General features: G+C 72.1%; 19 protein-coding genes and 1 pseudogene. 7 read left to right on the forward strand and 13 right to left on the reverse strand.

Going from position 1 to position 17,412, the window contains the following annotated elements:
• Nucleotides 1–26 precede the first annotated feature (26 nt).
• From ABT360_RS35390 to ABT360_RS12550, 6 genes and pseudogenes are all read right to left on the reverse strand, one after another.
• A pseudogene (locus ABT360_RS35390) lies at nucleotides 27–208 on the reverse strand (oxygenase MpaB family protein); the annotation flags it as partial.
• A gap of 9 nt (nucleotides 209–217) precedes the next feature.
• Nucleotides 218–1,396: an acyl-CoA dehydrogenase family protein gene (locus ABT360_RS12530; protein WP_351814281.1), complete on the reverse strand. Its 1,179-nt coding sequence runs from the start codon at nucleotides 1,394–1,396 to the stop codon at nucleotides 218–220.
• 261 nt (nucleotides 1,397–1,657) lie between these two features.
• Nucleotides 1,658–2,074 (reverse strand): CBS domain-containing protein, encoded by a 417-nt coding sequence (locus ABT360_RS12535; RefSeq protein ID WP_351814283.1) that lies wholly within the window; start codon nucleotides 2,072–2,074, stop codon nucleotides 1,658–1,660.
• A 13-nt stretch (nucleotides 2,075–2,087) separates the two neighbouring features.
• Nucleotides 2,088–2,333, reverse strand: a complete 246-nt coding sequence (locus tag ABT360_RS12540; protein ID WP_351814285.1) for a DUF6480 family protein — start codon at nucleotides 2,331–2,333, stop codon at nucleotides 2,088–2,090.
• Nucleotides 2,334–2,361: 28 nt separating this feature from the next.
• The gene (locus ABT360_RS12545) at nucleotides 2,362–2,571 is read right to left on the reverse strand and encodes a CDGSH iron-sulfur domain-containing protein (protein WP_444852228.1); all 210 of its coding nucleotides are present in this window, start codon (nucleotides 2,569–2,571) and stop codon (nucleotides 2,362–2,364) included.
• Nucleotides 2,572–2,575: 4 nt separating this feature from the next.
• Nucleotides 2,576–3,235 (reverse strand): HemK2/MTQ2 family protein methyltransferase, encoded by a 660-nt coding sequence (locus tag ABT360_RS12550; protein ID WP_351814289.1) that lies wholly within the window; start codon nucleotides 3,233–3,235, stop codon nucleotides 2,576–2,578.
• 63 nt (nucleotides 3,236–3,298) lie between these two features.
• Here ABT360_RS12550 and ABT360_RS12555 point away from each other — a divergent pair, with 63 nt between their 5' ends.
• On the forward strand, nucleotides 3,299–4,840 hold the full coding sequence (locus tag ABT360_RS12555) for an FAD-dependent oxidoreductase (protein ID WP_351814291.1): 1,542 nt from the start codon (nucleotides 3,299–3,301) through the stop codon (nucleotides 4,838–4,840).
• Nucleotides 4,837–5,868, forward strand: coding sequence for an iron-containing redox enzyme family protein (locus ABT360_RS12560; RefSeq protein ID WP_351814293.1), 1,032 nt, complete (start codon nucleotides 4,837–4,839; stop codon nucleotides 5,866–5,868). The genes ABT360_RS12555 and ABT360_RS12560 overlap by 4 nt, the downstream gene beginning before the upstream one ends.
• 223 nt (nucleotides 5,869–6,091) lie before the next feature.
• On the opposite strand, the gene ABT360_RS12565 is transcribed toward ABT360_RS12560, so the two are convergent.
• The 7 genes from ABT360_RS12565 to ABT360_RS12595 form a co-directional block, all read right to left on the reverse strand.
• Nucleotides 6,092–6,292 (reverse strand): hypothetical protein, encoded by a 201-nt coding sequence (locus ABT360_RS12565; protein ID WP_351814295.1) that lies wholly within the window; start codon nucleotides 6,290–6,292, stop codon nucleotides 6,092–6,094.
• A gap of 199 nt (nucleotides 6,293–6,491) precedes the next feature.
• Complete coding sequence (locus ABT360_RS12570; RefSeq protein WP_351814297.1) at nucleotides 6,492–6,830, reverse strand: hypothetical protein; 339 nt, start codon at nucleotides 6,828–6,830, stop codon at nucleotides 6,492–6,494.
• Nucleotides 6,831–6,912: 82 nt separating this feature from the next.
• Nucleotides 6,913–7,770, reverse strand: coding sequence for a pectate lyase (locus ABT360_RS12575; protein WP_351814299.1), 858 nt, complete (start codon nucleotides 7,768–7,770; stop codon nucleotides 6,913–6,915).
• 111 nt (nucleotides 7,771–7,881) lie between these two features.
• Entirely contained in the window at nucleotides 7,882–8,565 is a 684-nt protein-coding gene (locus ABT360_RS12580; RefSeq protein WP_351814301.1) for a hypothetical protein, read from the reverse strand.
• Nucleotides 8,553–9,116 carry a SigE family RNA polymerase sigma factor gene (locus ABT360_RS12585; RefSeq protein ID WP_351814339.1) on the reverse strand — a complete coding sequence of 188 codons (564 nt, stop codon included), beginning with the start codon at nucleotides 9,114–9,116 and terminating at the stop codon, nucleotides 8,553–8,555. Before ABT360_RS12585 ends, ABT360_RS12580 begins: the two co-directional genes overlap by 13 nt.
• Before the next feature lie 154 nt (nucleotides 9,117–9,270).
• Nucleotides 9,271–10,125, reverse strand: a complete 855-nt coding sequence (locus ABT360_RS12590; RefSeq protein ID WP_351814303.1) for an SMP-30/gluconolactonase/LRE family protein — start codon at nucleotides 10,123–10,125, stop codon at nucleotides 9,271–9,273.
• Nucleotides 10,122–10,895: an IclR family transcriptional regulator gene (locus tag ABT360_RS12595; protein ID WP_351814305.1), complete on the reverse strand. Its 774-nt coding sequence runs from the start codon at nucleotides 10,893–10,895 to the stop codon at nucleotides 10,122–10,124. The genes ABT360_RS12590 and ABT360_RS12595 overlap by 4 nt, the downstream gene beginning before the upstream one ends.
• 239 nt (nucleotides 10,896–11,134) lie before the next feature.
• Between ABT360_RS12595 and ABT360_RS12600 the strand changes: the two genes are divergently transcribed.
• The 5 genes from ABT360_RS12600 to mmsA all read left to right on the forward strand — a co-directional run bounded on the left by ABT360_RS12600 (nucleotide 11,135) and on the right by mmsA (nucleotide 17,406).
• Complete coding sequence (locus ABT360_RS12600; protein ID WP_351814307.1) at nucleotides 11,135–12,289, forward strand: mandelate racemase/muconate lactonizing enzyme family protein; 1,155 nt, start codon at nucleotides 11,135–11,137, stop codon at nucleotides 12,287–12,289.
• A gap of 164 nt (nucleotides 12,290–12,453) precedes the next feature.
• Nucleotides 12,454–13,512, forward strand: coding sequence for a zinc-dependent alcohol dehydrogenase (locus ABT360_RS12605; protein WP_351814341.1), 1,059 nt, complete (start codon nucleotides 12,454–12,456; stop codon nucleotides 13,510–13,512).
• A gap of 211 nt (nucleotides 13,513–13,723) precedes the next feature.
• A complete protein-coding gene (locus ABT360_RS12610; RefSeq protein ID WP_351814343.1) occupies nucleotides 13,724–14,662 on the forward strand; it encodes a hypothetical protein in 939 nt (312 codons plus the stop codon).
• A 3-nt stretch (nucleotides 14,663–14,665) separates the two neighbouring features.
• Nucleotides 14,666–15,778: a multiple monosaccharide ABC transporter substrate-binding protein gene (gene chvE / locus ABT360_RS12615; RefSeq protein ID WP_351814309.1), complete on the forward strand. Its 1,113-nt coding sequence runs from the start codon at nucleotides 14,666–14,668 to the stop codon at nucleotides 15,776–15,778.
• Nucleotides 15,779–15,810: 32 nt separating this feature from the next.
• On the forward strand, nucleotides 15,811–17,406 hold the full coding sequence (gene mmsA / locus ABT360_RS12620; RefSeq protein WP_444852229.1) for a multiple monosaccharide ABC transporter ATP-binding protein: 1,596 nt from the start codon (nucleotides 15,811–15,813) through the stop codon (nucleotides 17,404–17,406).
• Nucleotides 17,407–17,412: the final 6 nt, after the last annotated feature.

The raw sequence follows: 17,412 nt of genomic DNA on the forward strand, positions 1-17,412 counted from the left end.
GGTCAGCCGGTACGTGACCGTGTCGGGCCACACGCGGGCTGCCGTACAGGGTGTGGGCTCATGACTCCGTGTACGGCGGCGGGGTGCAGCGCCTGGAGGTACAGCGCCCGGACGCCGGCGACCCCGTCATGGGGTCGCTGCGGAGCTGCCAGGTCACGGAGCCGGACCCGAAGAGACCCGCGCCGCTGTCGCCGGTGGCTGTTCCCATCGTCCGGCGTCACCTCCGCACCCGGGGCATTCCCAGGCCGATCCAGGAGATGATCTCGCGCTGGATCTCGTTGTTGCCGCCGCCGAAGGTGAAGATGACGGCGGATCGGTAGCCGCGCTCCAGCTCGCCGTGGAGGACCGCGCCTGCCGAGCCCTCCTTCAGGGGGGCGGCCGAGCCGACGACCTCCATCAGCCACGCGTAGGCGTCCCGCCGGGCCTCGGAGCCGTACACCTTGACCGCGGAGGCGTCCTGGGGGGTGAGGGTGCCGTGCTGGAGTGCGCTGACCATCCGCCAGTTGAGGAGCTTCATCGCGTCCAGCCTGGTGTGGGTCTGTGCGAGACGCTTCCTGACCCAGCCGAGGTCGATGACGCGGCGGCCGTCGGCCAGCTTGGTGCCGGCGGCCCAGCGCTGCACGTCGTGCAGGGCGCGGATGGCCATGGTGCCGTGGGCGGCGAGGGTGACGCGCTCGTGGTTGAGCTGGTTGGTGATCAGCCGCCAGCCCTTGTTCTCCTCACCGATGCGGTGGGAGGCGGGGACGCGGACGTTCTCGTAGTAGCTCGCGGTGGTGTCGTGCCCGGCGAGGGTGTTGATGAGGGTGCACGAGTAGCCGGGGTCCGTGGTCGGGACGAGCAGCATCGTGATGCCCTTGTGGGGCGGGGCGTCCGGGTCGGTGCGGACGGCGAGCCACACCCAGTCGGCGGTGTCGCCGTTGGTGGTCCAGATCTTCTGCCCGTTGACGACGTATTCGTCGCCCTCCCGGACGGCTTTCGTCTTCAGCGCGGCGAGGTCGGTGCCCGCGTCGGGCTCGCTGTAGCCGATGGCGAAGTCGATCTCGCCGGAGAGGATGCGGGGCAGGAAGTACGCCTTCTGCTCCTCGGTGCCGAACCGCATGATCGTCGGGCCGACGGTGTTGAGCGCCATGAGCGGGAGCGGAACACCGGCCTGGGCGGCCTCGTCGAAGAAGATGAACTGTTCCATGGGCGTGAGCCCGCGCCCGCCGTACTCCTTCGGCCAGCCGACTCCGAGCCAGCGGTCGGCGCCCAGACGGCGGACGGTGGCGCGGTAGAACCGTTTGCGGGCGGTCGGGTCGGCGTCGCCCGGGTGGGCGCCTTCCGGTACGAGTCCGGCGAAGTAGGCGCGCAGTTCGGCGCGCAGCCGGTGCTGCTCGGGTGTGTATTCGAGGTGCACGGCCCCTCCAGGCGTCGCGGCCAGTCCCTTCGGCGCCGCACAGAGTAGAACGTGTTCCAGTCATCCGGAAGGGCCGTGCCGGGGTTCTCCGGGGTTCTCGCTGGTTCTACGGGCTTCCCGGTGGCGGGGCGGGTGCCCGGCGGGGTCGGAGGTGACCGGCGGCGGTGGGCGACGCGGCGCACCGGGTACGCGCACGCCACCGCCCCGCGGGAATCGCGGGGCGGTGGCGGTGTGGGCGTCGCGGCCGGGGACGGCCGACGATCAGTCGGTGGAGAGGGCTTCCAGCAGGTCGCCGACCTGGGGGTCGGGGAGCGCACGGGCGACGTCGGCCTGGGCGATCATGCCGACCAGGCGGTGGTTGTCGATCACCGGCAGCCGTCGCACCTTGTGCTCGGACATCTTGCGCAACACCATCTGCACGTCGTCGTCCGCGTCCACGTACACCACTTCGCCCTGCGCCAGGTCGCCGGCCGTCGTCTTCGCCGGGTCCTTGCCCGCGCCGAGCGCCTTCACCACGATGTCGCGATCGGTCAGCATGCCCTTGAGCTTGTCGTCGGAGCCGCAGATCGGCATCGCGCCGACCCCGAGCTGCTTCATCATCTCGGCGGCCTGGAGGACGGTGTCACCCTCACCGACGCAGTCGACGCCCTTGGTCATCAGCTGACGTGCGGTTGTCATGCCTCGACTCCTTTCAGAGTGCGATCACCACTGCCATCGCGACGAACAGCGCCGCCACGAGGACGACGACCAGCAGGATCAGCACCATCGGTGCCTTCGCCCAACCGGTCGGCGGGTTGTGCGTCTCCCTCGGTCCGGCGCCGGACATGCTCGACTCCGCGGGCGGCGTTTCGCCCGGCGGAACGCCGCCACCGGCGTCGAGGCCCGGGGTGCGCTCCGGACCAGGATCCGGGTCGGGGTTCGGGTTGGGGTGGGTCATGCCGTACGAGTGCGCAGGCCGCGGCCTTTCAATCCTCCCCGCGGGTCCGGCGCCGGTGGCTGGTGTCGCACCACGGGTAGCGGCGGCTGCGCCGACAGGTGCACACGGCGACCATGAAGCGGTCCGAGTACGCCGTCGTACCGTCCGGCAGCCGGATCTCGACGGGGCCCTCCATCAGGAGCGGCCCCTCCCGGTCGATCACCACCCGTTCGGCGTCACGTCCACTCTCGCCGCGCACGGGTTCAGGTTCGCTGCGCACGGATCACCACCAGGTCTTCCTTGCGTTCGTCCGGCGCTATCAGCCCCTGCTCCTCCAGCCACTCCGCGTGCTGCGCCATGACCGGCCCGAACGGGATCCTGGCCCGCAGCTCGACCCGCGCGGACAGGCCCCCTTCCGCCAGCTTGTCCAGCGTGGCGTCCACCCCGGACAGCGCCGACTGCACCAGCAGCAGGACCCCCGAGTCCCGCAGCAGGTCAGGCGCCCGCGCACAGAGCCGGTCGATGACCTGGCGCCCGTCCACGCCCGCGTTCCACGTGCGCTCCTCCCCGCGTCGCACGGGGCGCGGGGACAGGACGTAGGGCGGGTTGGACAGGATCAGATCGAAACGCCGGCCCTCGACCGGTGTGGTCAGATCGCCGTGGCGGACGACGACCGGCAGCCCGAGGCGCCAGGCGTTGTAGCGCGCGGCGAGCACGGCGCGCCAGGAGATGTCGACTGCGGTCACGCGTGCGCCCGGGCATTCGGCGGCCATCAGGGCCAGCGCGCCGGTTCCCGTACCGACGTCGAGCACCTCGACGCCGGGCTGGGCGTGCAGTGTGCGCAGTTCGCTGCGCGCCGCCTGGGCGAGCAGTTCCGTGTCCTCCTGGGGCGCGTACACGCCGCGTGGTCTGAGTAGACGCATGCACAGCGGGTACCTCGGACTTCCCCGGCGAAACGCTGGTGACGGCTGTGTAAGGAGTGAGCGATGAGCTTTGAGTCCGGTTCCGGTTCTCTGTGGATGGAGTACGCGCCCGGGCCGGCCCGTCCGGCCGTGGACGGCCCCGTCGAGACGGAGGTGGCCGTGGTCGGCGGCGGCATCGCCGGGCTCTGCACGGCGTGGGAGGTGGCCCGCGCCGGGCACCCGGTGGTGCTGCTGGAGGCGGACCGCATCGCGTCGGGCGTGACCGGTCACACCACGGCGAAGCTGTCGGCGCTGCACGGCATGGTGTACGCGGACATCGCCAGGATTCACGGCGCCCGGGCCGCCCGGCTGTACGCCCATTCGCAGCAGATCGCGATCGACCATGTGGCCGAGGTGAGCGAGGAACTGGGCATCGACTGCGACTTCGAGCGGCTGCCCGCCTACACGTACACCGAGGACCCGGACCAGGCGGACCAGCTGCGCGAGGAGGCGGAGGCGGCCCGGGCGGCGGGGCTGCCCGCCTCGTACGAGACCGACGTACCGCTGCCGTTCCCGGTGGTCGGCGCGGTGAAGGTGGAGAACCAGGCGCAGTTCCATCCGCGCAAGTACCTGTTGGGGCTCGCGGCCGACCTGGAGGTACTGGGCGGGCGGATCTTCGAGCGGACGCGGGTGACACGGCTCCAGGAGGGCTCGCCGTGCGAGCTGACGACGAGCACCGGGCACACCATCAAGGCGCGTGAGGTCGTCGTCGCCACCCATTACCCCGTCTTCGACCGGGCGCTGCTGTTCACCCGGCTGGAGCCGAAGCGGGAGCTGGTGGTGGCCGGGCCCGTACCGGCCGGGCAGGACCCCGGCGGAATGTTCCTGACCTGGGAGAACAACACACGCTCGGTACGGACGGCGCCGTACGGCGAGGACGGGCGGCGGATGCTGATCGTCACGGGCGAGAAGTTCATGCCCGGCACGGTCGACGAGGGCGAGGTCGGCGAGCACTACCGGAAACTCACCTCCTGGGCTCAGGAGCGGTTCGAGGGCGTGGAGCTCACCCATCGCTGGGCCACGCAGGACAACGTGACGACGGACCGGGTGCCGTACGTGGGCCGGCTGCACCCGGGGTCCCGGCACGTGTACGTGGCGACCGGGTTCGCCGGATGGGGCATGAGCAACGGCGTGATGGCGGGTGACCTGATCGCCTCCCGCATTCGCGGCCGCGAGCCCGCCTGGACGAGCCTGTACGACCCGGTACGGCTCCACCCGGTGCGTGAGGCGCCGGCGATGCTGCGGCTCCAGGCGCAGGTGGGCAAGCACTTCATCGGCGACCGGCTGCCGGGCGCCCACGCCGACTCGACGGCCGAGATCCCGCGGGGCGGCGGTGCGGTCGTACGGGTCGGAGGGCGGCGGCTCGCGGTGCACCGGGACGCGGCGGGGGCGCTGCACGCGGTGTCGGCGCGCTGCACCCACCTGGGGTGCATCGTCCACTTCAACGACGAGGAGTGCGCGTGGGAGTGTCCGTGCCACGGTTCGCGGTTCGACGTGGACGGCAAGGTGGTGCAGGGGCCGGCGCTGCGGCCCCTGGAGCAGATGGACGTGGAGGAGAAGGAATGACGGTGGCCGATTCCGCGCGCCCCGCTCCCCTTCCGGAGGAGCGGGGGCCCCTTTCGGCGGCTGTCCTGCGTGTACTGCGGGGCGGGACGGCACCGGAGGTGACCGTGGCCGGGGCGGACCCGCTCGGCGAGGACCTCCAGCTCGCGCTGTACCTGTCGTACGAGCCCCACTACCGGGCTCTGGAGGGCGTGGCCGACGAGCGGGAGTGGGACCCGGCCCTGCTCGGGCTGCGCCGGCCCATGGAGGAGGCGTTCCTGGGGGCCCTGCGGGAGGCGGTGCCCGGCGACGACGACGTGACGGGAGCGCTGGACCCGCTGCTGGTCGAGCCGGTCGACGGGCACGGGGTGTCGCACCGGCTGATGGAGGACGGCACCTGGGAGCTGATGCGGGAGTACCTGGCGCACCGCTCGCTGTACCAGCTCAAGGAGTCCGATCCGCAGGCGTGGCTGATCCCCCGCCTGGAGGGGCAGGCGAAGGCGTCACTGGTGGCGGTGGCCTACGACGAGTTCGGAGCGGGGCGCGGCGAGCGGGTGCACGCGCGGCTGTTCGCGGAGCTCATGGACGGGGCCGGGCTGGACGCCTCGTACGGCCGCTACCTGGATCTCGCCCCGGCGACGACGCTCGCCACGGTGAACGTGATGTCGCTGTTCGGGCTGCACCGGTCGCTGCGCGGCGCGGCGGCGGGGAACTTCGCGGTCCTGGAGATCACCTCGCCGCCGGGCGCCCGGCGGATGGCGAAGGCGCTGGAACGGCTGGGAGCCGAGGAGCGGTGCATCCGGTTCTTCACCGAGCACATCGAGGCGGACGCGGTCCATGAACAGGTGATGCGCCGGGACGTCCTGGGCGACCTGCTGGCGCGTGAGCCGGAGCTGGCCGCGGACGTGGCGTTCGGCATCCGCGCGACGGTCTGGCTGGACGAACGCTGGGAGGACCGGGTCCTCACCGCCTGGCAGCACGGCCGCTCATCGCTGCGCGGCCCGCTGACGCCGGTACCGGCCCCGGCCGTGGCCGCGCCGACGACGGCGTAACGGGCGGACGGCCGCCGGGCCCCCCGCCCCGGCGGCATGACGGGCGGACGGCGTCGCTTCCGCGCCGGCCCGGGGGCGGCCGGCCTGTGGCGGCCGGTCAGGGCCGGGTCGCGAGCGAACGGCACGAAAGGGCGTCGGAGAAGGAGAGGCGCCGTGCCGTGCCGCAGCAGGGCTTCGGGCCACGCGACGACGTACTGGTCGCGTGGCCCGTGGGGTCGCCGGGTCAGGGGAGTAGTTCGTCGAGGGCGGCCTTGCCCTTCTCGGCCAGCCTGCGCTCGGCCCAGGCCAGACTCTTGGGGTTGACGTCACGTCCTGAAGCGAGGACCAGGTCTTCCGCGTTGAATTCACCTTCGGCGCCGCTGTGAAGAAGCCTGTCGGGCGTGACGCCCTCTCGCTGGGAGGTCGAATCGGGCTCAGCGTTCATGCCGCCTCCTTGCTCGTCCTGCAGTCATTGTCGTCGCCGGGTACCCGGATCGCATCCCCTACACCAATCGGGTGGGGCTCGGTGTGGATGCGGTGCCGGAACGATGTCGGCGGCGGCAACCGTGGGCGGCGCACAGGGCGCGCAGCGCCTGGTCGGCACTCCGGCACCACGTCACCTGCGCACCCCGGCCGTCGCGCGGTCAGCCTTTCCCGTCGGTGCGCGCCGCCAGGCCTCGGACCAGGCACTCGGTCAGGCGGGCCGCGATGCGGCCGCCGGGGTCGAGGCGGGGGTTGAAGATCGTGACGTCGAGCACCCGGGCCCGTTCGTCGGCCAGAGCCGTCTGAGGATCCCGGTGTCGTCGTCGCGCCCCGGGGTCGTACGGGGGCGGGTCGACGCGGCCTGCCCGGACGGCGCCGAGGCGGTCGGCGAGGCCGGCGTCGCGGAGGGCGGTGGGCAGGTCCTGAACGCCCGAGGGCCGGAGGCCCAGCACCGAAGGCGCCTCGACGATGGCCGGCTCTCGCCCGTCCGTATCCGTCATGGAAAGGACGTTACCCGTCGAGGGCCCCTGCCGGCGCGGGTGGCACCGGCCCGGCAGGGGCCGCGTCGTCACCTGCGCGGCATCACCGGTAGGTGATGTCCGACGCCGTGTAGCGGCAGTACGTGCCGTCGGGGCCGCTTCCCGTCTGGACCGGCTCGGCGCCGGTGTTGTTTCCGGTGTAGCGCACGCACGGCTTGATCTTCTTGCTGCTGTCGCCGTGGATGCGGATGTTGCGGAGGGTGGCGGTGTCGCCGTAGTTGGTGTTGATGCCGGCGATGCTGCCGCCGGGCGCGGTCACGTCGACGTTGTCGACGACGATGGTCCGCTTGTACTGGGTGGAGCAGTTGCCGCAGGAGCGGACGAGCTTGCCGAAGTCGGCCACCTGGAAGCCGGTGATGGTGAGCCTGCCCGCGCCGTTGAACTGGAAGACCTTGTCGGAGGCCTTCTTCGCGCCGCCGCCGGTGACCGTGTAGACGGCGCTCGACGACTTCGACTTGAAGGTGGCGGCGTCCTCGCCGACGTCCTCCCACCAGACGTTCTGAAGGGTGCAGCTGCCCAGGCAATGGACGCCGTCCGCGGCCGGGGAGCCGAGGACGACGTTCTTGAGGACGGCGCCGTCCGCCAGGGTGAACAGCGGGGCCTGGCCCTCGTCCTGTCCGCCGTCGCCGAGGTCGCCCGTGCCGTAGTGGCGCTTCATGCCACCGTCGTACGGGGTGTTGGCGGGGACCGAGATGGTCGCCGGGACGGGCTTGCTGCCGTTGGGGGTCGGCCAGGCGGCCGCGGCACCGGCAGTGGGGAGGGTGGCGCCGGCGGTGATGGCGGCCCCGGTCAGGGCGACCGCGCCGGTGAGGCCGGCGAGGGCGCGACGGCCGGCACGACGGGTGGTGCGCCGTGCGGAGCGTTCGGCCCGGGCGGGCCGTGCGGCGGCTCGTTGACTCATGTCCCGATTCCTTCGTGTGGGGGTGAGACCTTGCGCGTGCTGGTCGTCACCGCCGTCGGAAGGGTTGCCGCCGGTACCGGAATTGCCGCGTCGGGCACACCGGCCGCCGGTCTACGGGACGAAGTCCCCGTCGGCGGAGGCCGGTTCGCCCCGGGCATCGGTGGCGGTGATGGTGTAGCGGTCGCCGGAGGCGTCGCGCCCTCCTTCCGCGTGGTTGTACTGGCCCGCGAAGACGTGCCGGCCCGCCGGGGCGGTGCGGCCGGGCTTGAGGGTCCAGGTGTAGCGGAGGGTGCCGTCCTCGTCCTTGCGTACGGAGGTGGTGAAGTCCTCGGCGGGCAGGGTGCGCCAGTGGCCGGTGCTCGCGACGCCTCCGGTGGGGGCGACGCGCAGCTCGACGGTGAGGGCGGTGAGGGGCCGGGAGGCCGTGACGGTGATGTTGTTCTGGGCCCAGAAGCGGTTGCTGTGCGGGTCCACGGCGCCGTCCGCGCGGAGCGGGGCGGCGGGCGGTGCGCCGACGCTCCGGTCCGGCCCGCCGGTTCCCAGTACGGCCGAGGCCGTGTATCCCCCGGCCGCCAGCACCGCGGCGACGGCGAGGCCGGCACCGGCGACCCTGGCCCAGGACATGCGCGGCGCGGCTCCGGTCCAGGACGTGCGCCACCTACGCGTCACGGGGCGGTGGGGGCGGCCGTCACCGGGCGGGGGCGCCATGCCGCGCTCGACGCGCGCGAGGATGCGGGCGCGGTCGGGGCAGTGGGCCTCGGCCGCTTCCCGCAGCCGCTGCTTCAGCTCGTCCATGTCTCCCCCACGAAGTGCGTCGCCGCCCGGTTGCCGAGCAGCCGTTCGAGCTGGGCCATGGCCTTGGACGTCTGGCTCTTCACCGTACCGACCGAGATTCCCAGGGCGAGGGCGGTGTCCCGTTCGGAGAGGTCGAAGGCGTGGCGCAGGACGACGCAGGCGCGTTTGCGGAACGGCAGGGTACGCAGCGCCCCTTGGACGTCGACGACCGACGGTATGTCCGGGTCGTCGGTGTGCGGGGAGTGCTGGGACCAGAACAGGGCGATGCGGCGGCGTTCGCGCACGGCGCTGCGGATGCGGCTGCGGGCGAGGTTGGCGACGACACCGCGGGCGTAGGCGGCGGGGTGTTCGGCGGCGCGGACGCGGTCCCAGCGGTGCCAGAGGGCGAGCAGGGCGTCGGCGGCGAGGTCGTCGGCGGCGTCGGCCTCGCCGGTCAGCAGGTGGGCGAGGCGGGCCAGTTCGGCGTAGTGACGCTCGAAGAAGTCGTGGAACTCCGTGGCGGCGTCCTCGTCGGCGGGTGTCCCGCGCCGGGGACGGCCGGTCGGAGGCAGGTGCCTCGGTGCCTGCTGGGGATGGGGGGTCTGGGCGGTCACCGGCGGCCTCTCCCGCGCGCCGTCGCGCGCTGCGTAGCTGATGGTGATGGCTCGCACGGGCCCCCGCCGCCGATGCGAGGGCGCGATCGTAGCAAGCGCTTGCAGTCGAGTGTCAGCCCCCGAAGGGGATGCCCGCGATGCCCTGTCCCGCGTCCGGCAGCACCAGCAGGGAGCCGGAGAGGGGGTGGGGGCGGGCGAGGCCCGTGCGGGCGGTGGTGAGGTAGAGGTCCCGGAGTCCCGGACCGCCGAAGGCACAGGCGGTGGGGCGGCGCACGGGCAGCTCGACGACCATGTCCAGGGTGCCGCCGGGGGTGTAGCGGCGGATCGCGGCGCCGTCCCAGAGGACCACCCAGACGCAGCCGTCCGCGTCGACGGTGAGGCCGTCGGGAAAACCGGCACCCGGCTCGATCGTCACCAGCGGGCGGCGGTCGGTGAGGTGTCCCCCGCCGTCGGACACGCGACAGACGTCGACGCGCCGCGTGGGGCTGTCGATGTAGTACATCAGGGTGCCGTCCGGGCTCCAGCCGGTGCCGTTGCTGACGGCGACGCCGGGGAAGACGGTGGTGGCGGTTCCGTCGGGGGCGATACGGGTCAGGGTGCCGCCGCCGGCCGCCTCGTCGTAGCGCATCGTGCCCGCCCACAGGGCTCCGTCCGGGGCGACGGCCGCGTCGTTGCCGCGCCGCCCGGGGGCCGGGTCGTGGACCAGCCAGCGGAAGGCGGCGCCGCCCTCGTCGTACAGTCCGACGCCGTCCCGGAGGTTGGCCACCAGTCCCCCGCCGGCCCGCGGCTTGGCCGCGCCGACGTGCTGCTCGGTGGCCGTGACGGTACGGCGGCCGCTCACCGGGTCGTAGGTGTGGACGCGGCAGCCCAGGATGTCGACCCAGATCAGGCGCCGGGCGGCCGGGTCCCAGGTGGGGCCCTCGCCCAGTTCGGCGTACTCCCGTACGGCGACCTCGACGCGCGTCACCGGGTGGTGCCCCGGTGACCGAGGCTCACGGAGAGGTCGTCGGCGCCCTTGGCGGCGAGTTCGGCGAGTTCGGCCTCGCGCTCCTCGGTCCACCGGATCATGGGGACGGAGATGGACAGGGCCGCGACGACGCGGCCGGCGCCGTCGCGCACGGGGGCGGCGACACAGCTGACGTCGGGGTTGGACTCACGGTGCTCGATGGCGACGCCCCGCTCGCGGATGGCGGCGAGTTCGGCCCGCAGTTCGTCGGGGTCGGTCAGGCTGTCGGGGGTCATCGCGACCAGCTCGCGCCCCTCGATCCGGGCGTCCAGCTCGGCCTGCGGCAGGGAGGCGAGGAGCATCTTGCCGACGGAGGTGCAGTGCGCCGGGAGCCGGCGGCCGGCCGCCGAGACCATCCGGACCGCGTGGGTGGAGTCGACCTTGGCGATGTAGATGACGTCGGTGTCCTCCAGGATGGCGACGTGGACGGTCTCGTCGCAGGTCTCGGCGACCTCCCGGGCGACGCGTTGCCCCTCGGCGGCGAGGTCGAGCTGTTCGGCGTACCGGCTGCCGAGCTGGTAGGTGCGTACGCCCAGGCGGTAGCGGCCGGGCTGTTCGGGGAGGGGCACCAGGTAGGAGCGGGCGGCGAGGGTGGTGAGCAGCTCGTGCACGGTGGTGCGGGGCAGCTGGAGCTTGCGGGTGACCTCCGGCGCCGAAAGGGTGCCGTCACCCTCCAGAAACAGTTCCAGGATGTCGAGCGCCCTGGTCACAGCGGGGACAAGACGTCCCATACCGTCCACCCACCCCTTCGTTCGAAACTCCGGCCTTTGACCGGTATGACGAACGCAGGCTACCCGCAGCCCACTTCACCGGGCAATGGCTCGGGCGCCGGCTCGGCAACGACCACGCGGGAAGCAGCTTCGAAGCGAGCACGCGCGAACCATTGACACCTTCCGAGCGGCTGATTACGGTCTCGCCAAGATTTCGAACGTGTGACGAAATATCGAACGAGCTCGAGAGGGCAACTGCCGTGCGCATCACGGGAATCAGCACCCATGTCGTCGGGACCCCCTGGCGCAATCTGACCTATGTGCTCGTCCACACCGACGAAGGGCTCACCGGTGTCGGCGAGACGCGCATGCTGGGACATACGGACGCGCTGGTCGGTTATCTCAAGGAGGCCGAGGCCAACCACATCGCCGGTTCCGACCCGTTCGCGGTCGAGGACCTCGTACGCCGGATGAAGTACGGCGACTACGGCCGCGCGGGTGAGATCGTCATGTCGGGCATCGCGGTCGTCGAGATGGCGTGCTGGGACATCAAGGGCAAGGCGCTGGGGGTGCCGGTCTGGCAGCTGCTCGGCGGCAAGGTGACGGACAGGGTCAAGGCGTACGCGAACGGCTGGTACACCACCGAGCGGACGCCGGAGGCCTATCACCAGGCGGCCAAGGGGGTCGTGGCGCGTGGTTACCGGGCGCTGAAGATCGACCCGTTCGGCACCGGCCATTTCGAGCTGGACGCGGAGCAGACCCGGTACGCGGTGTCGCTGATCGAGGCGGTGCGGGACGCGATCGGGCCGGACACGGAGCTGATGCTGGAGATGCACGGGCGGTTCAGCCCGGCCACGGCGGTGCGGCTCGCCAGGGAGCTGGCGCCGTTCGCGCCGGCGTGGCTGGAGGAGCCGGTGCCGCCGGAGAACCTCAAGGCGCTGGCGAAGGTCGCCGAGAAGGTGGACCTGCCGGTGGCGACCGGCGAGCGCATCCACGACCGGATCGAGTTCCGTGAGCTGTTCGAGTCCCAGGCGGCCGACATCATCCAGCCGGACCTGGGGCACATCGGCGGCATCCTGGAGACGCGCAAGCTGGCGGCGACCGCCGAAACGCACTACATGCTGGTCGCCCCGCACAATGTGGGCGGGTCGGTGCTCACGGCGGCGTCCCTCCAACTGGCGGCCTGCACGCCCAACTTCAAGATCCTGGAGCACTTCAACGACTTCGCGGACGCGGAGATCAAGAAGGTCGTCAAGGGCGCTCCGCAGGTCGACCCGGCCACCGGCTGTTTCGCCGTGTCGCACGCCCCGGGACTGGGCGTCGAGCTGGACCTGGACGCGGCGGCCGAATTCCCGCAGCAGAGGGCCCGGTTCGACCTGTGGGCCGAGGGCTGGGAGAAGAGGGCCCCGAAGTGAGCACCGCCCCGAGCGGCACACCGGACCGCACCCCCGGCGGGACAACGGGCCCCGCGCGGGACCGGGCGCCGGACCACGAGCCGGGACGGCCACTCGCCCCCGCGCCGGACCACGCGAACCACCGGCCCGCGCAGCCCGGACACCCCGCGCAGCCCGGCCGCCCCGTGCAGCCCGCGCACCAGGGCCACGAGCGCCGCGCGGCCGGCGGTTCGCCGAGCCGCGCCGTGGTCGTCGAGCGCCCCGGGGTGCACCGGCTCGTCGAGCGGGACGTGCCGGTGCCGGGACCCGGGGAGGCCCTGGTGCGGGTCGCCGCGGCGGGGATCTGCATGAGCGACCGCGAGGTGTACGACGGTCACCGGGACGCCGCGTACGTCACGTACCCGGTGGTTCCCGGCCACGAGTGGGCCGGGACGGTCGAGGCGGTGGGCGAGGGTGTCGACGGGGCGCTCGTCGGGCGGAAGACGGTCGCGGAGGGGTTCCGGGCGTGCGGCACGTGCGAGCGCTGCCGGTGCGGCGAGACCAGCCTGTGCGAGGGCGGGTACGCGGAGACGGGGTTCACCGAGCCCGGTGCCTTCTCCGACCACGTCACCGTGCCCGCGCGCCTGTTGCACCCCCTGCACGACGACGCCGACCTGCGGGCCGCGGCCCTGCTGGAGCCCGCCGCCGTGATCGCCGCGGCGGTACGGATGGGGCGGCCACGTCCCGGTGAGCGGGTGGCGGTGGTGGGCGCGGGGACGCTGGGGCTGCTCGCCGTGCAGTTGCTGGGCGCCTCGTCCCCCGCCGAACTGACGGTGATCGACCCGCGGGCGGCGCGGGGCGAGCAGGCGCTGCGGTTCGGGGCGGGTGAGGCGCTGGACCCGGCCGAGGCGGCGGGGCTGAACGGCCGGTTCGACCTGGTGGTCGAGACGGCGGGCGCGCCGACCACGGCGGCCTCGTCGTGCCTGCTGGCGCGCCGGGGCGGCCGGGTGGTGCTGACCGGGATGTTCACGCCCGGGGCGGTGGGGATCGACCCCGTACACCTGTCGGTGAGCCAGCTGGAGATCCGCAGTGTCTTCGGCGCCCCGTCGTCGACCTGGTGCGACGCGGTGCGGGCCTTCGGGCTCGGGCTGCTCGACCCTGCGCCGCTGATCACGCACGAGTTCCCGCTGGAGCGGTTCGCCGAGGCCGTCGCCCTGGTGGGCGGAGGCGACCCCAAGACCGGCAAGGTGCTGCTGCGGCCGTAGGCCGGCCCCATGCCGTACGGCGGTACGGGGTGCCCTGCTCGCATCCCGTACCGCCGTGCACCCAACGATACGAACTGCGTCCGAAATACCGAACGTCAGGTACCGACAGAGGAGCCCTGTGACCGCCCCGTCCGCACCACCGGCAGAACCGGCAGAACCGGCACAGTCGGCAGCACCGACACCCGCGCCCCGCCGTCCCGGCGCCGAGGCCCTGGCCACCATCGGCCATCCGGCGCCCGCCGTCGACCCGGCCGACGCCTCCCCCCACACCTTCCCCGACGGCGGCACCTGGCGCACCGAGATCCCGTCCGTCGAGGGCCCGGAGGCGCTGGCCGTGGTCCTCAAGGAGAGCTCACGGCTCGACGTACCCGTCCACCGGATCAGCCAGGGCAGCGGCGTCTGGATGCTCACCGACGACGAGATCACCGAGATGGCGGAGTCGTGCGCCGAACGCGACATCGAACTGTGCCTGTTCACCGGCCCGCGCGGCACCTGGGACATCGGCGCCGGCACCCGCACCGACTCCGGCGGCGCCGGGCTGCGGGCCCGCGGTCACGACGCGCTCGCCGGCTGCGTGGAGGACGCCTGCCGGGCCACGGCGCTCGGCGTACGCTGCCTGCTCGTCGCCGACGAGGGCGTGCTGTGGACGCTGCACCGGCTGCGTGCGGCGGGACACCTGCCCGCCGACACCACCTTCAAGCTGTCCGCGTTGACCGGCCCGGTCAACCCGGCCTCCTACGCGGTGTACGAGGCCCTCGGCGCGGACTCCATCAACGTGCCCTCCGACCTGACGCTGGACCACCTCACCGAGATCCGGCTGGCCGCCCGGGCGCCGATGGACATGTACGTCGAGGCGCCCGACGACCTGGGCGGCTACATCCGGATGTACGAGGCGGCCGAGCTGATCCGGCGCGGCGCCCCGCTCTACCTGAAGTTCGGCCTGAGCCGCTCCCCCGGTATCTACCCGTACGGCGCGCAGTTGCGCGACACGGCGCTCGCCACCGCCCGGGAGCGGGTCCGCCGCGGGCGGCTCGTCCTCGACCTGCTGGCCCGGCACGGCGCGGACGGCGGGATGTCCCCGCTCGGCTCGCGACTGCCGGGTGAGCTCCGCCGCTTCCCCGTCCCGGCCACCGTCCCGGAAGGCGACTGAACCATGCGCATCACCCGCAGAACCGCGGTCGCGGCGTCGCTCGCCGCGCTGCTGACGCTCTCGCTCACCGCCTGCGGCCAGGAGGCCCGGGGCGGCAGCCGCTACAAGCCGGCCGGCGGCAAGGGCGGCACCATCGGTCTCGCCATGCCGACCAAGGCCTCGGAGCGGTGGATAGCCGACGGCGAGAACATGGCGAAGCAGTTCCAGAAGGCCGGGTACGAGACCGACCTCCAGTACGGCGACGACAAGGTCGAGAACCAGATCGCCCAGATCGAGAACATGATCACCAAGGGGCGCAAGCTGCTGGTGGTCGCCGCGATCGACGGCTCCGCCCTCACCGAGGTCCTCCAGCGCGCGGAGGACGCGGGTATCCCCGTGATCGCGTACGACCGGCTCATCATGGGCTCCGAACACGTCGACTACTACGCGTCGTTCGACAACGAACGGGTCGGCGAGCTCCAGGCGAAGTACATCGTCGACGCGCTGAAGCTGGGCCCGCCGACCGCCGCGGGCAAGTCCGCCGCCATCGAGCTGTTCGCGGGCTCGCCGGACGACAACAACACCAAGTACTTCTGGAACGGCGCGATGAAGGTGCTCCAGCCGTACATGGCGAGCGGCCGGCTCGTCGTGCGCAGCAAGCAGACCCGGATGAGCCAGGCGACCACGCTGCGCTGGGACGGCGGTACCGCGCAGAAGCGGATGGACGACCTGATCAGCAAGAACTACGGCGAGGAGCGGGTCGACGCGGTCCTCTCGCCCTACGACGGCATCTCCATCGGCATCATCTCGGCCCTCAAGAGCGCCGGTTACGGCACGACGAGCCGGCCGCTGCCGGTAGTCACCGGGCAGGACGCGGAGCTGGCGTCGGTGAAGTCGATCATCCGGGGCGAGCAGACGCAGACGGTCTTCAAGGACACGCGCAAGCTGGCCGCGCAGGCGGTGAGGATGGGCGACGCCGTGCTCAACGGGAAGAAGCCCGAGGTCAACAACACCACGGACTACGACAACGGCAAGAAGACCGTGCCGTCGTTCCTGCTCGACCCGGTCAGCATCGACAAGTCGAACACACGGCTCCTCGTCGACGAGGGCTACTTCACCGCGGGGCAGCTGAAGTGACGCGGCCCGGTGAAGCGACGGGTCACGGCGAAGTGACGGGGCACGGCGAAGAAGCGGCCCGCGCCGGTGAAGCGGCGCGACCCGTACTGGAGATGCGCGGGATCACCAAGACGTTCCCCGGCGTCACGGCGCTGTCCGAGGTGAACCTGACGGTGCGGCCCGGGGAGGTGCACGCCGTCTGCGGCGAGAACGGGGCGGGCAAGTCCACCCTGATGAAGGTGCTCAGCGGGGTCCATCCGCACGGCACGTACGAGGGTGAGATCCGCTTCGAGGGCCAGCCGGTGGCCTTCAAGGACATCCGGGCCAGCGAGCGGCACGGCATCGTGATCATCCACCAGGAGCTGGCGCTCGTCCCGTACCTGTCGATCGCCGAGAACATCTTCCTCGGCAACGAACGGGCCACACGTGGTCTGATCGACTGGAACGAGACGCTTCGCCTGGCGAGCGCGCTCCTCAAGCGCGTGGGGCTGCGCGAGAAACCGCAGACGCCGGTCGCCGACCTCGGCGTGGGCAAACAGCAGCTGGTGGAGATCGCCAAGGCACTGGCCAAGGAGGTGAAGCTGCTCATCCTCGACGAGCCGACGGCCGCGCTCAACGACGAGGACAGCGGAAAACTCCTCGATCTGATCCTGGAGCTGCGCGACCAGGGCATCGCCAGCATCATCATCTCGCACAAGCTGAACGAGATCCGGCGGATCGCCGACTCGGTGACGATCCTGCGTGACGGACGGACCATCGAGACGCTGACGGTCCGGGAGACACCGGACGACGAGCCACGGCTGTCGGAGGACCGGATCATCCGGGGCATGGTCGGCCGCGACCTCGACCAGCGCTTCCCCGACCGCACGCCGTACGAGGGCGAGGACGCGGGCCAGGTCGCGCTGACGGTGCGCGGCTGGACGGTCCGGCACCCGGTCGACCACCAGCGCACAGTCGTCGACGACGTGTCGCTGACCGTGCGGCGCGGGGAGATCGTGGGCATCGCGGGGTTGATGGGCGCGGGCCGGACGGAGCTCGCGATGTCCGTCTTCGGGCGGTCGTACGGCGTGTACGTGGCCGGCACCGTCGAGGTGGGCGGGCGCCACGTGGTCACGAAGACCGTGCCGGCGGCGATCGCCGCGGGCCTCGCGTATGTCACCGAGGACCGCAAGAGCTACGGCCTCAACCTCATCGACAACATCAACCGCAACATCTCCCTGGCGTCACTGCCGGGGATGCGGCGCCGCGGCGTCGTCGACGAGCACCACGAGCGCAGCGTCGCCGAGCGCTACCGCACCAGTATGAACATCAAGGCGCCGACCGTCTTCGAACAGGTGGGGCGGCTGTCGGGCGGCAACCAGCAGAAGGTCGTCCTCAGCAAATGGATCCACGCCGACCCCGAGGTGCTCATCCTCGACGAGCCGACGCGCGGGATCGACGTGGGCGCCAAATACGAGATCTACACCGTCATCGACCGGCTCGCGGCGCAGGGCAAGGCCGTGCTGTTCATCTCCTCCGAACTGCCGGAGCTGCTGGGGATGTGCGACCGGATCTACACGATGGCCGAGGGCCGGCTGACCGGTGAGGTCGCCCGCGCCGACGCCACCCAGGAAGTCCTGATGCGCCAGATGACCATGAACAGAAGCTGAGGCCCC

It is taken from the genome of Streptomyces sp. NPDC000229, assembly GCF_040300825.1.
Taxonomy (GTDB): Bacteria; Actinomycetota; Actinomycetes; order Streptomycetales; family Streptomycetaceae; genus Streptomyces.

What these genes read in the sequence shown, in the direction of transcription:
- ABT360_RS12535 (WP_351814283.1), bottom strand. Translation starts at nt 2,074, where the DNA reads ATGACAACCGCACGTCAGCTGATGACCAAGGGCGTCGACTGCGTCGGT.
- ABT360_RS12540 (WP_351814285.1), bottom strand. Translation starts at nt 2,333, where the DNA reads ATGACCCACCCCAACCCGAACCCCGACCCGGATCCTGGTCCGGAGCGC.
- ABT360_RS12550 (WP_351814289.1), bottom strand. Translation starts at nt 3,235, where the DNA reads ATGCGTCTACTCAGACCACGCGGCGTGTACGCGCCCCAGGAGGACACG.
- ABT360_RS12555 (WP_351814291.1), top strand. Translation starts at nt 3,299, where the DNA reads ATGAGCTTTGAGTCCGGTTCCGGTTCTCTGTGGATGGAGTACGCGCCC.
- ABT360_RS12560 (WP_351814293.1), top strand. Translation starts at nt 4,837, where the DNA reads ATGACGGTGGCCGATTCCGCGCGCCCCGCTCCCCTTCCGGAGGAGCGG.
- ABT360_RS12565 (WP_351814295.1), bottom strand. Translation starts at nt 6,292, where the DNA reads ATGAACGCTGAGCCCGATTCGACCTCCCAGCGAGAGGGCGTCACGCCC.
- ABT360_RS12570 (WP_351814297.1), bottom strand. Translation starts at nt 6,830, where the DNA reads ATGACGGATACGGACGGGCGAGAGCCGGCCATCGTCGAGGCGCCTTCG.
- ABT360_RS12575 (WP_351814299.1), bottom strand. Translation starts at nt 7,770, where the DNA reads ATGAGTCAACGAGCCGCCGCACGGCCCGCCCGGGCCGAACGCTCCGCA.
- ABT360_RS12580 (WP_351814301.1), bottom strand. Translation starts at nt 8,565, where the DNA reads ATGGACGAGCTGAAGCAGCGGCTGCGGGAAGCGGCCGAGGCCCACTGC.
- ABT360_RS12595 (WP_351814305.1), bottom strand. Translation starts at nt 10,895, where the DNA reads ATGGGACGTCTTGTCCCCGCTGTGACCAGGGCGCTCGACATCCTGGAA.
- chvE (WP_351814309.1), top strand. Translation starts at nt 14,666, where the DNA reads ATGCGCATCACCCGCAGAACCGCGGTCGCGGCGTCGCTCGCCGCGCTG.